This window comes from Carnobacterium gallinarum DSM 4847, from assembly GCF_000744375.1.
Taxonomy (GTDB): Bacteria; Bacillota; Bacilli; order Lactobacillales; family Carnobacteriaceae; genus Carnobacterium; species Carnobacterium gallinarum.
This window is the reverse complement of record NZ_JQLU01000005.1, coordinates 2,523,319-2,536,186: the sequence shown is the minus strand read 5'-3', so window position 1 is coordinate 2,536,186 and position 12,868 is coordinate 2,523,319. Positions and strand designations below refer to the sequence as shown.

Genomic DNA, 12,868 nt, shown 5'->3' with positions numbered 1-12,868 from the left:
TTCCTCCTAGCATGTAACTCCAAAAGCGTATTTATTTATCCTAAGTTATTTCACGCAAAAAGTCTAGGAAAAAGGATGATTATTATGAACTTTTCATTGTTTAGAATACGCTACAATTCAGCCTCTTTCATACCTTATTCTATTTTTAGGAATGCCTTTAAATTTCCAAGCTAGCAAGCGTTCACACTGGCGAACCAACCATCTTCTTTTTTTTCTCAGTTTTAGCTTGCTTAATAAGTTTTAATGCACGTTTTCGCGTTTTGATATTTCTGCTTTTTAATCGCCTACGCGCACTTGAAGAATCTATCTTTTCCATTTTTATCACCTCCATACATTAAGTTTACTGCCCCTTATTACCAACTCGCTTTTTTTACACCAGGTAAGTGTCCGCTATGAGCCAAATTTCTAAAATTAATTCGGGATAATCCAAATTTTTTCATATAACCTCTTGGACGACCATCTAATAGATCCCGATTTCTCAAGCGATTCGGATGAGAAGCTTTTGGTAATTTTGCTAAGGCCTTCACGTCACCTCTCGCCTTTAATTCTGCACGTAAATCAGCATATTTTTCAATCATTAGAACTTGTCTTTTTGCTTGAGCTATTTTTGATTTTTTTGCCATGTTTTTCCTCCTCACACTTTATAAATCGAAATTATTACGTTTTGCTTTTTTTACTATATCATGTTCTCTTAACAGTTACAAGAATTTTGTTAAAAAAAAATCGAAACAAAACTAAAAATAAGTTTTGTTTCGATTCTTCTAGTCTAGTTTCTATTTTTTAGTTGGAATCAATAATCTTAAACCATTCAAAATAACTAATAGTGTACTACCTTCATGGATTAAAACACCTAGCGTAATATCCATTTTGCCAATACTGTTTAAAAAGACTAATGTTGCTACAATTAACATTGAGAAAATAATATTTTGCCAAACAACTTGATCTAAACGTTTAGCAGTCTTATGAGCATAACTGAATTTTGTCAAATCATTTTTCATTAGAACAGCATCTGCTACATCAATTGCGATATCTGTTCCATCGCCCATTGCCACACCAATATCTGCTGTAACTAAAGCTGGTGCATCGTTGACTCCATCTCCTAACATTGCAGTCATTCCATAACGAGATTGTTGTTCTTTTACAATCTGTGTTTTATTTTCTGGAAGCACATTTCCTACAACTTCATCAATTCCGATTATACGTCCCACTGCTTGTCCAGTTAATTCAGCATCACCAGTAATCATTGTTGTATGAATATTTTGTGATTTCAAATAACGGATTACTTCGATTGCATTTTCATTAGGCACATCCATCATTGCAATGAGTCCTAATACTTGTTTATTTTTAGCAAAATAAACAACTGTTTTCCCTTCATTGCTATACTCTTGATTGTGTTGTTGAATAGATTGATCGACATTTTCAAATATTTCAGGTTTACCAATTTGGTAAGTTGCACCTTCATATTCAGCAATTAAGCCTGTTCCAATTTTATTTTCAACTTCGATGTTCAACATATTTTCAGCGTTAAATTTGCCTAAAATAGCATTCGCTAATGGGTGATTAGCTGTTTTTTCCATTGCAACAATGATATCCATGTATCCTTGTTCAGAATCTGTTGCTTCAGCCATTTCAAAGTAAAAATCAGTTACAGAAGGTTTCCCTTTTGTTAGTGTTCCCGTTTTATCAAATGCAACGGCTTTAATTTCAGCCAAGTTAGATAAATAAGAACCACCTTTAAATAAAACACCACGTTTTGCCAAGTTAGAAATTGCGGACAATGTTGCTGGAATTGCACTTGCTGCCAGCGCACATGGGGAAGCTGAAATCAAGAACACCATTCCACGGTAAAAGCTTTGATTCCATGTCCAGTTAAACAATGTTGGTGCTAGGATAATAAAGATTGGTACTAAAACAAGAACAAGAGTTACATAGTAAGGTTCAATTCGTTGAATTTTAGTAGCAGTTTTTGATAAGTTAGATTGTGATTGATTAACAAGTTGGATAATTTTAGCAAAAACTGTGTCACTACTATCCTTCGTTACTTCCATTGTAATCACACCACTGCCATTAATCGTACTACCAAACACATTATCACCAACTGTTTTTTCTCTTGGAATACTTTCTCCATTGATTGAAGATTCATCGATGGACGTCATTCCAGATAAAATCACACCATCCGTGGCAATTTGATCACCATTTAAAACTTGTAGTTTGTCTCCAATTTTTAGCGTAGATACATCCACTGTTTTTGTACTTCCATCTGGTTGAATCAAACGCGCTTCAGTTGGATTCATTTTTAATAAGTTTGTAATTTCACGTTTGCTACGTCCTTCAGCATATTCCTCTAAGAAATGTGCCCCAGCAAAAATAATAATTAGTAATGCCCCTTCTTCAAAATTCCCAATAATAGCTGCACCTATAGCTGCTAAAGTCATTAAAAGATGGACATTAGGTGAAAATCGTTTATTTTTTATTGTATTTTTAATTGTATCCCCTATACCTTCACCAATAATATGATAGCCTGACGAAACCATAGCTCCAACAAATAATGCACTTTGCATGACATTTTTTTCTTTTATTAATAGCGCTAGCCCAAAAGCCGCCAAACCAATAAAAAATAAAATGACAGGCGATTTACTATCGCCATGATTGTGTCCATCATGATTATGATTTTGACTGTGGTCATGTTTATGACCTTTTTCGTGATTGTGGTCATGTTTTTCTTCATGGTTGTGTGCTTTTTTTTCAACTGTTTCCATCGTAATCTTCCTCTCCAAAGTAAAATTCAATTTTAAATTTAGTTAATTTTATTCACATGAGTATATATTCATTTGCTATCTATATAATACATGAATACATACTCATATGTCAATAGATTTGTTTTTTATTTATTCTATTAAAAAAAGATAGCATCGATATAAACTGATGCTATCTTTTTCAGTACGTTCATTTGCAAACTAGACTTAAATCAGCCCTGAATCCTTTAACATATCGTAAATAATTGTTCCTTTTGATTTTTCAACACCTCTTTTTTCTAGATGTTTTAACAAAAATGGCATCTTCAAATCATAAAGTTTTTTGCCGTCCATCATTCGACTAGAAGAATTTAATAATACTCGAATATCAAATGCAGAAGCAAATACTTCAGGTACTCCTCGATCGATTGCTAATAATTGATACACTGATTCCATTGCCGTTCTAACAGAATACTCTGTTGTAAAAACTGTATCTCTCGGAGTTTCAGCAAAATTACCAATAAAAGCTAAATTAATTGACCCTTCTGGAACAACATTCGGACGATCTCCAATCGCACGAGGCATAAAATAAGACATCACATACGGCATCATACATGGAATTGTATTGGCTGAATTTACAGCCATTTCATGAATCTCAGCTTCTGGAACGCCTAAATGATATAGCCATTCTTCCGCTAGTTCAATTCCAGTACAATCTCGCATCGCTTTTTTTACATAGTTTCCTGGTCTATCTAAAAATAAGCCATAAATCCAGACTACTAGTTGATCTTTTGGTTGAGATTTAAAATGCGGTTGACGATTCAACGTATAGCTCATTAACCAATTTGAGTCCTTCGCCGTTACAATTCCACCAGTCACTACTTTTCCTGCAAATGGATCACGTTGACTAATTTTTTCAATATAAGGAGGAATACGATTATCTAATGTCGTTAGCGTAGCTGAAACGAAGCTGGTTGCGGCAATATTAGAACAGAATTTCTCTGGTCGACCAAAACTCGGATCTTGTGCAGCAATATTTTTCCACAGTGTCCAGCTACCACCAGAAGCTGAATTTAAGATAGCAGGATGTTCTTGGTCTCCATATGTTGAACTTTCTGTAATACTACCATTTGTCACAAAGACAAAATCATCTTCCGTTAAATCAAGAATTTTTTCATTTCCAGCTTCTTGATAAATTAATTTCTTGGCAACTTTTTTGCCATTCTCCCGATCAACAAGGACATTCGTCACAGTCGTATCATATTGAAATTGAACCTCTTGCTCTTCTAAATAGCTTACAAGTGGTAAAACGAGAGATTCATATTGATTGTATTTAGTAAATTTTAACGCGGATAAATCTGGTAATCCACCAATATGATGAATAAATCGTGTGATGTAACGCTTCATTTCCATAGCACTATGCCATTCTTCAAAGGCAAACATCGTCCGCCAATACAACCAAAAATTAGAATCAAAGAAATCTTGTGTAAAGACATCTGATATTTTTTTATCATTTAGTTCTTCTTCTGAGGCCAAAAAAAGTTTTACAATTTCTTCAGAAGCTTTGTCTGTTAATGTAAATTTTCCATCTGTATGAGCATCTTGTCCTTGATTTTCTGTTGCCCGCATCTTAGAAGAATTCGGATCTTCTTTGTTTAGCCAGTAGAATTCATCTAAAACCGATGCATTTTCTATTTCTAATGAGGGAATGGAACGAAATAAATCCCATAAACATTCAAAATGATTTTCCATTTCTCGACCACCACGGATAATAAAACCTTTTGTTGGATTATGGATTCCATCTAAACTACCACCAGTAATTGGCAGTTCTTCTAAAATATGAATCCGCTTACCTTTCATTTGACCATCTCGTATCAAAAATACTGCTGCTGCTAACGAAGCCAAACCAGAGCCAACGAAATATGCTGATTTTTGATCAACATCTTGTGGTTTTTTGGGACGTGCGAATGCTTCATAATTTCCATTACTATAATACATAAATAACACTCCTCTAATTTTATTTTTGACGATTATGGAACTAAATTAAGTATATCGCTAATCGAAAAATAAGCAATGAATATGGGGTCTTCAAATAACAAAAGACTATCCACTTAGTGATAGTCTTTTCAAAATTTAAAGTGGTTTATGATAGCCTTTGTCGTCAAAGGGTTCTAATTTCAAGAGCCACTCTTTTTTCAATTTTTTTAATTCATATTTCATATCTTTGATTTGTGAGCTATCTTTTTCCCATAAAATAGTATAGGTAAATGCTTCTGCCCCAAATTCATTCCACTCTTTTTGCAATTCTTTATTAATTAAACGGTTTGATTTTAAGCTCATTTGGTAGACAATCCAACGGTTTTTAGTATTTGCAACTGTGTCAATAAAGATTTTCCCATTTTTTTCATTTTTAATTTGAATGACGCCATAATATTTTTTCATTTCTTTATATTCTTGAGCTAATGCTTTTTTGCGATCTTTTTCCATTTTCTTACTCCTTCGTTTATTTAGTTAACCAATATGCACCACCATCAGGCGTGCGATTAAGATAGCCGTAATCATATAAATAGCGTCGCAATGTCACTGGATCATGATATATTTTGGCTAACGTTTTCGTTAATTCTTTTTCTGTATAGGTATAGTTTATTTTCAATTCTTCAATGATTCGTTTCATAATTACAATTTTTTTCTTTTCTTTTTTAGGCCAGTGAACGAGTGTAAGTGGTCCAAATGTTGAAAAGTTTTTTTCTAAAATATCTTTTTGTTCTTTTTCAGTGGTTACATAACGATCATCTATCATAAGTGCCTCATTATGAATAGAAATCAAGGCATCTTCGGTTGTTTCAATTGAAGTAAAAGTATTTTCATACAAGGCTAAATAAAATTTTGCTTGCTTGGCCTTTTCACGAAAAGTAAATTTTTGATGCCGAATTGTCGAATGAGATACACCCAAATTTTTAGCAATTTCTGCATCTGATTCACCACTTTCAAATTCAATTAATAACTGCTTCTGCTTTTCAGTTAACGTATTATATTTGCTTTCATTTCCCACTAATTGTTGAAAATTCCCACTGTGTTCTATCTCAATGTGCTGCTGAATAGCTTGCTGGGCCATATAGATTTTATCGTTAAGAGAATAAACTTGATTGATTGAAAAATTTTCCTCACAATAATGACAATGGTAACCTTCCTCAGCTAGAAAGTATCCTTGTTTGATTTCTTGAAATGTTCTTTTCCCTAAATCCATCGCTTCACCTCTTAGACATCTAAACATACATTAATATTGTTTATCAAATTTGTCAACAAAAACCAAAATATGTATATGATTCTCCTATGAAAATCATTGTAGAGCGTTAAAATAAATTAAATATGTTGATTGGTTTTTGCTGTAGTTTCCTTACAGAATCAGCTATAATGTAGTTATAAATGGACTGATCAATAGACTTTCGAGGCTATAGTTTCCTTACAGAATCAGCTATAATGTAGTGTGTGTGATAGACTGCTTTAGCGTCAAGGTGCTATAGTTTCCTTACAGAATCAGCTATAATGTAGTTGGTGCTTTAATTTTGTCAGTCATTGATGAGCTATAGTTTCCTTACAGAATCAGCTATAATGTAGTTTATTAACGTTTACTTGAACACTCACTACAGCTATAGTTTCCTTACAGAATCAGCTATAATGTAGTAAACAAAATTGAAGGTGTTGATTACTCATTGCTATAGTTTCCTTACAGAATCAGCTATAATGTAGTAAAATTAGAAAAATGAAAGTGAAAGAAAGAGCTATAGTTTCCTTACAGAATCAGCTATAATGTAGTCAGTAAGTTCATCAAACTTGTACTTCGCAAGCTATAGTTTCCTTACAGAATCAGCTATAATGTAGTTACTAAAAATTTAAAAAAGATAGAAACAGAGCTATAGTTTCCTTACAGAATCAGCTATAATGTAGTACCCTCAGCAAAAAGCCGCAGAACCTCAACGTTTCTACGGCTTTTTTGCTGGCTAAAAAATGGACACAATTTTAAATTATTCTTATTTTTAGATGTCTTTCATTCATTTAATGGCAAATTTATTTTTTGTGGAATTCTTGACGTATTTTTTCATTCACTTTATAGTAATTACCAAAGTAATCCACTCGATATTTCTCTAGACTGATTAAAGTAGCTAAGCCCACACCTTCAAATTCAAAAAAGTTATTGTGATTAATTCCAGAAATACTAGCGGTTGAGATATTAGCTCCTTTGTAGTACGCAAAAAAATCTGATTTAATTTCTACTTCCTTATTTCCGTCTTTTGAAGTATGTTTTACCCCTTTTTTATGCTTAATGCGAATTAAATCATTTGGGTAAAGTGAAAATAAAAAGTCCTCTGGCTTAACAACTGGCCAATCTTTTGAATTCTTACCACCTGCAGAAGCTTGGTTAGGAAGAGTTTCTTTCACCTTATCACTAACATAAATTGGAACAAATTGATATTTACCATTTTCTGTTCTAAAAATATCAATTCGGATCATTGAACCATTATCTGCTACAGCTAGTTTAGTATTTAAGGGTACTTGTAACGATGATTTCCCAACGACTCGAACTTTTCTTACCATATACTCTTTACCTTCATGAGTATACTGTAAGAATCCCTCTGGAAAAGCCTTACTACCATCTCCTCCATGAGCCAATAATGCTTCTGTTAATTTCTCATGAACAAGTTTCCAACCATTGCCATCTGCTTGATAAAATTCTGCATTTCCACTTTTGATCACACCATTTTTATCTAATTTCAATCGGCTAACTGAAACTCGACTAATATTCAATCCTTGCTCATAAAGTTTTCCACTACGCAAAGTTTCTTCATGGGCAGCACCTTTCGTTTTCATTTTAGGGAGACGTACAATAAAGATTGGCTTTAAATCTGCAATTTCTTCATCTGTATAAGTTTCCCATGTATAGTTCTTCATTAATTCTGATGGATTTCCTGACATACGACATCTGGTTTCTTCTCTAAAATTTACCCATGGAGTTGGGAAAGCTTGATTAAATATTCGATTATAGTCTGTCTTAGTTTTAACAACATCTGCTTCAATAGCCTCTGGTGTTTCATCTAATCTCCACAAATCACTGTTTTCTCTAACTTCTTTTCTTTTACTATATTTTGTTACTTCTTGGATATACTTATCTGTCACACATGCTACAACTAAAGCATCTAAGGCATGATGTTCATCTCCATTAGCACGAACTTTATTAAATCCCCATCTCGCTCTCAGTTTTGCAGTAACCGAACCATTAATCGCAAAAACACGTTTCTTTTTTTCTACTGCTAATTCTGGGAACTGAATAGTTTGTCTAAAGTAATCATAGAGTAACTTAGAAATATAGCGAGTATCATTTAAATTTCGTGCTTTCCAACCTTCCATATCTTCTTTTGTTAACTCTTCTTTTAATAGCTTTTCACGTTTTTTAGGATTTTTAATTGAATTTGCAATAGTTTCTAATTTCTTTCGGCGCTCTGGATTGCCTCCAATATAGTCCATTGGGATTCGATTGCCCTTTTCTTTATTTGCAGCTGAACTAACTAAAACTTTATTACCAAAGCTATCATCTAATGTTTTACTATAAGGAATAATATGGTCTACATCATAAACATCTGAAAAAATTTGATTACAAGGAATTGTGTTACCAGTATATGGATCAAATCCATTTTGCTCTTCATATAGCTTAAGTCTAGTAATATTTTCTCCATTAACTGACTGACCTAAGTCACGGATTCTCTCAGCAAGTTGTTCATTTCTTCTTCGCCCTTCTTCTTGAAACTTCATCACTTTTCGACGATCTGCAAATGTTTTACCCATTTCCCTAGCTAATTCAATATTGAGTGCATCAGGTGGATAGCCATATTGTCTTTCAATATTTTTCACTAGTTTAATGGCTTGTTTAACCGCCCGTTTTACAACTGGATTATTAACATTTTTCTCAATATATTCCTCATCTATCTGCTTATATCGAAAATCATAGCCAGCCAAACCAGCTGCTTCTGAGTAAACTTTTCCTGTTTCTAAATAAGGAATAATTTTTTTCATAGCTGTTAATGATAAATTACCAAACTTGCTGAAATTAAGCGGCAATAGTAAATCTACAATTTCTTCTGGTAAAGCTAACCTGCCATAAAACTCATCTCGACGACGATGATCACTTGAATAAACGGTTAACACATAAGCAATTACATCAATTTGATCAACAGATAACGACTTAAAAAAAGTTTCTGGTAATGTTTTTTTTAATTTATGATAATTCAGTAGTGAATAGAAGTTCGTTTTACTTTCCGTTTCCTCTTGAGTTGTTTTTGTTCCATAATTTAATAAATTAAATTGTGTATAAGGTGATAAACCTAATAGTTTCTTGACTCCAGCAAACGTAACTTTTTGAGTAGTCAAAACTTTTTCTTTTAGTAATTCTCTTTGCTCAGAAGTTAGCTCTTGATAGTCACTACCTATTCGTTCACGATAACGCAATTGATTGATTTTGCTGAGTAAATCAAAATACTGAAAAGTAAAACTTGCTTTAGGAGCACGTTTTTCATCCTTTTCAAAGGTACAATCGCCAATCATTTTTTCAACTTGATTACCAGCATAGGGACTCTGTTTACCTGGACCATCTTCAAAATCTCGTTGATCATTAAAAATACCAGTTTTCTCTTCATCTCCAATAAAAGCCTCTTCAAACTCCTTGGTTAAATCCAAATTTCCCAATTCAAATTGTTTCGTCAGAATTTGTTTAATTTCATCTTCTACTAAAGCTCGTTTGGCTGTTCCTAGATAGCGATCTAAGCCTTCTTTATTTCGTTTATGTTCTTGATACTTTGCATCCATGTACATATACTCACCTAATGTACGATAGGTGCCATTCCTAAGAACCTCTTCAATCCCTTTAATCGCAGTTAACATTGTTCCCATATCTTTTTCAGTTAATTCAGATTTGCGGTTTGACTTAAATCCTCGATGCCCTGCAAAAAAGTATAAGATTTGATACAATTCTTCATTACTAATTCGTTCATCTAAGGCTTTTTTTCGCAACTCATAAATGTCTGTTAAAATTCTACTGTCTGTATAAATCATTTCCATTTGATTTTTAGTTAATAAATGATGTTTAATAAAAAGCATTTTCGTACGATATTTCCTAAACTTTCTACGACGATTCCGTCTTCTAGCACCGCGCTGTTCCCTTCTTGGTAAAGCTAATGATTTACCTGTTTTTGGATGTTCAGCTGCGGGAAAAATAATTGAATTCATCTGTTCTATTTTGTAAGGATTTCCTGTGTTATCTGTTTTTAAAATTGCATATCCAATTGATGTAATCCCAATATCTAGTCCAATTCTATACCCCATATCTCCACTCCTAAACAATATATTTATCTTTATTATATCATATTTATTCTATAAAAAAAGATGACCCCCTACTTTATAAAAAGTAGGGGGTCAGTGCTTTACAGACGCACGTTAGACGTGCTCTTTACTATAATTTCCTTACAGAGTCAGCTATAACTCTTAACTACATTTTAACGGAGATGAATCAAAAAAGCAATACTTTTCTGATTTTTATTTTATATAATATTGATTAGGTATCAAATCAATTACAAATCTGATACGCTCTTGTTCATCAGGTGTACTTTCATTTTGAATAATTAAAAAATAAGCTTCCGTTAGTTCATACTTTTGGTTAAATAATATTAATTTTTCCCGCATCAATCGTTCTTCTGATTCTTCACTATAGGAATCAGCCAATAAAATAAATTCATTTGAAATTCTACGTCCATCGTTATCTTCTAAATAAACATGAACTCTTTTAGGACTATGGCTATGACTGACAGGTTGAATTTGGAAAAAATCCAAGTAAGTAACCTCATTTGTAATTCGATTTTGTTCTCCAATAAACTGAACTTGAACTTCTTTCTTAGGCTCTTTTCCACGTTCAGTCTTCACCTGTAAAACTGGAATTAACGTTTCTTGTGGCAAAATACCACCATGAACATAGTTACTGCCTCCTCCTTGAATAGCAAATCGATGGACACCATGTGGAGTGTACCCAACTATCTCATGATTTCCTACTACATCTAATTGAAACATCAAGGTTTCCGCTCTTTTTTCTGCAAGTAAATTGAGCATATAGCGTCTATTTTGAGACAAGATATCGCCTTTTACTTTTGTTGTTTTTTCAAACTTTTTTAAAGGTGAAACAGTGTAAATAAATCCATGATCAGCTGTGATGATAATTTTTGAGGCGTTAACATCTGTCACTAATTTTTTAATCAGTCTTGTAAGTTCCTCCATAGCAATCTGAATTGCATTAAATATCTGATTTTCACTTGAAGCCTGATCACCAATACTATCAATTGTATTATGATAAATATAATTTAACAGCGATCCATTGTATATTTGGCGCAAATTCATGCGATTTTTAGCTAAGATATCTTTTCCATGATACGCTGTTGCCTGCATTTCATTTTCAGTTTTTGATTTTAGAATTTTCAAACGTGCTTCCAAAGAATCTACGCGTTTATCGTTCACTTGAACCACACCTTTTGTAGTTATGCCAAGTTTATTGTTTGGTAATAGTGCCGCCATGCCAAATTCTGTCGTTGAAGGAAATACCCCACGCATACTTTCGATTGATGCAGTTAATCGATAATCCATATTTATAATTTGCATCAATTCATGTGCAATATCATAGCGAAAAGCATCTGAAATAATCACAAATACCCGATGATTATTTTCTATATGTGAAGCTACGTATTCTTGATAAAACTGCCTTTGAGGAAGTGTTTCTGCTACTTGAAATAGTGAATCAGACTCAAAAAAATGGGTCCATTTCTCACTAAATGGTATCAAAAACACTTGTTTATAGCGTTTTTCAATTTCCTCTTTTAATAAGTAAATTTCCATCAATTCAATTTCATTTTTTCCTAATTCATAATAGAAACGTCGATAATGAGCGTCAATTTCATACCCTTCTTGTTCGTACCAATGCCACATGTTTTCTTTTGTATCCAACTGTTTTTGTTCAGAAAATTTATGCACTAAACGTAACAATCGGGTTCCTTCAATTAAAGTTTGATAAATAGATTCAAATTGCTGAAACCAATACGTATATCTGCGATCAATTAGGATTTTTTCATAAAAATCGTAGTGTAAGGTTCCATCAACCAAATGAAGTGCCAAGAGAATAATGATTTGTTTATCATAAAATTTAAAGGTATCTCCTTTGGCTAAGAATTCAACAGACTTTTTTTTAATAAATTGCGTAATTTTTAAAGATTCTGCCATTTTTTCGCTGACAATTTGATAAGAATCGATTTCGTCTTTTTGATTCATCCAATGATTGATGAAAATCACACTATTATGCGGCTTATTTAACAAATCTTGTTCCCAACTTTTTGGTATCTTACCATCAAATTCTTGAGCTGTTTTTGTTTTAAAGATACTCTGCATCAATATATCCATATCTTGTGGCCCTATATACCCAAAATAATACTGCATTTGCGACCAAAAAAAAGAATCCATGTCATACTTTTCTACCTCTTTCCACAATCGAAGTTGCTGGGTCACTTGTCCATAAAATAACTGAATCAATACTGCAAGTAAGGTCATTTCTTTGGTATTCGTTAAACTACATAATAGTGCCAGCAATAGTTCAGATTCACTTTCTATTTGTTTTTCATGATTAAATAATTCAAATTTATTTAAGTAAGAAGGCGTTAAAAAAAAGGAACGATGCTGTTCAATACTTATCCTAGCTGCTTCAGATTTAATTGCTAGTTTTTCAACTAATTGAGCAAGTCCATCAACTTGGAACTCTTCACTATAGAGAAGCATATCCAATAATGGATTTTCTTTATTCTCAGGTCGATTACTACTGAAATAAAGTAAATAATTCATTTTGGGATTCTGTTTTTCTATTATATATTTAGTCAAAAAATAACCTTGTTGATTGACGTGAATCAATTGAATTGATTCTAATTGATAATTAGCAATTTCCTGACTAAACCTTTGTTCTCCATCATACCAAAAAACAATTTTTCGCATATCTTGCTCTTGTTGAAATAATTTTTTTACTTTTTCTTCGACTTCATAAACCATTTTCTTCTCCT

At 32.8% G+C, this 12,868-nt stretch carries 8 protein-coding genes and 1 CRISPR repeat array; all 8 genes read right to left on the bottom strand.

Translation table 11 applies throughout. The features are described from left to right. Positions 1-181 precede the first annotated feature (181 nt). The 8 genes from BR43_RS20230 to pglZ all read right to left on the bottom strand — a co-directional run bounded on the left by BR43_RS20230 (position 182) and on the right by pglZ (position 12,857). Positions 182-316: a putative metal homeostasis protein gene (locus BR43_RS20230; protein WP_169741073.1), complete on the bottom strand. Its 135-nt coding sequence runs from the start codon at positions 314-316 to the stop codon at positions 182-184. A 37-nt stretch (positions 317-353) separates the two neighbouring features. Beyond that, positions 354-623: a 30S ribosomal protein S14 gene (rpsN, locus tag BR43_RS16510; RefSeq protein ID WP_034563947.1), complete on the bottom strand. Its 270-nt coding sequence runs from the start codon at positions 621-623 to the stop codon at positions 354-356. A gap of 150 nt (positions 624-773) precedes the next feature. After that, on the bottom strand, positions 774-2,759 hold the full coding sequence (locus BR43_RS16505; protein WP_034563945.1) for a heavy metal translocating P-type ATPase: 1,986 nt from the start codon (positions 2,757-2,759) through the stop codon (positions 774-776). A gap of 204 nt (positions 2,760-2,963) precedes the next feature. Further along, the gene (locus BR43_RS16500) at positions 2,964-4,733 is read right to left on the bottom strand and encodes an oleate hydratase (RefSeq protein WP_034563943.1); all 1,770 of its coding nucleotides are present in this window, start codon (positions 4,731-4,733) and stop codon (positions 2,964-2,966) included. 135 nt (positions 4,734-4,868) lie between these two features. Beyond that, on the bottom strand, positions 4,869-5,222 hold the full coding sequence (locus tag BR43_RS16495) for a GIY-YIG nuclease family protein (RefSeq protein WP_034563941.1): 354 nt from the start codon (positions 5,220-5,222) through the stop codon (positions 4,869-4,871). Between the two features lie 16 nt (positions 5,223-5,238). Continuing rightward, positions 5,239-5,982 carry a DUF2087 domain-containing protein gene (locus BR43_RS16490; RefSeq protein WP_034563939.1) on the bottom strand — a complete coding sequence of 248 codons (744 nt, stop codon included), beginning with the start codon at positions 5,980-5,982 and terminating at the stop codon, positions 5,239-5,241. Between the two features lie 138 nt (positions 5,983-6,120). After that, positions 6,121-6,684: direct repeats of the CRISPR family, unit length 36 nt; unit sequence GCTATAGTTTCCTTACAGAATCAGCTATAATGTAGT. A 119-nt stretch (positions 6,685-6,803) separates the two neighbouring features. After that, positions 6,804-10,109 carry a type II CRISPR RNA-guided endonuclease Cas9 gene (gene cas9, locus BR43_RS16485; RefSeq protein WP_034563937.1) on the bottom strand — a complete coding sequence of 1,102 codons (3,306 nt, stop codon included), beginning with the start codon at positions 10,107-10,109 and terminating at the stop codon, positions 6,804-6,806. 210 nt (positions 10,110-10,319) lie between these two features. Further along, positions 10,320-12,857: a BREX-1 system phosphatase PglZ type A gene (pglZ, locus tag BR43_RS16480; protein ID WP_034563935.1), complete on the bottom strand. Its 2,538-nt coding sequence runs from the start codon at positions 12,855-12,857 to the stop codon at positions 10,320-10,322. Positions 12,858-12,868: the final 11 nt, after the last annotated feature.

What these genes read in the sequence shown, in the direction of transcription:
- BR43_RS20230 (WP_169741073.1), bottom strand. Translation starts at nt 316, where the DNA reads ATGGAAAAGATAGATTCTTCAAGTGCGCGTAGGCGATTAAAAAGCAGA.
- rpsN (WP_034563947.1), bottom strand. Translation starts at nt 623, where the DNA reads ATGGCAAAAAAATCAAAAATAGCTCAAGCAAAAAGACAAGTTCTAATG.
- BR43_RS16505 (WP_034563945.1), bottom strand. Translation starts at nt 2,759, where the DNA reads ATGGAAACAGTTGAAAAAAAAGCACACAACCATGAAGAAAAACATGAC.
- BR43_RS16500 (WP_034563943.1), bottom strand. Translation starts at nt 4,733, where the DNA reads ATGTATTATAGTAATGGAAATTATGAAGCATTCGCACGTCCCAAAAAA.
- BR43_RS16495 (WP_034563941.1), bottom strand. Translation starts at nt 5,222, where the DNA reads ATGGAAAAAGATCGCAAAAAAGCATTAGCTCAAGAATATAAAGAAATG.
- BR43_RS16490 (WP_034563939.1), bottom strand. Translation starts at nt 5,982, where the DNA reads ATGGATTTAGGGAAAAGAACATTTCAAGAAATCAAACAAGGATACTTT.
- cas9 (WP_034563937.1), bottom strand. Translation starts at nt 10,109, where the DNA reads ATGGGGTATAGAATTGGACTAGATATTGGGATTACATCAATTGGATAT.
- pglZ (WP_034563935.1), bottom strand. Translation starts at nt 12,857, where the DNA reads ATGGTTTATGAAGTCGAAGAAAAAGTAAAAAAATTATTTCAACAAGAG.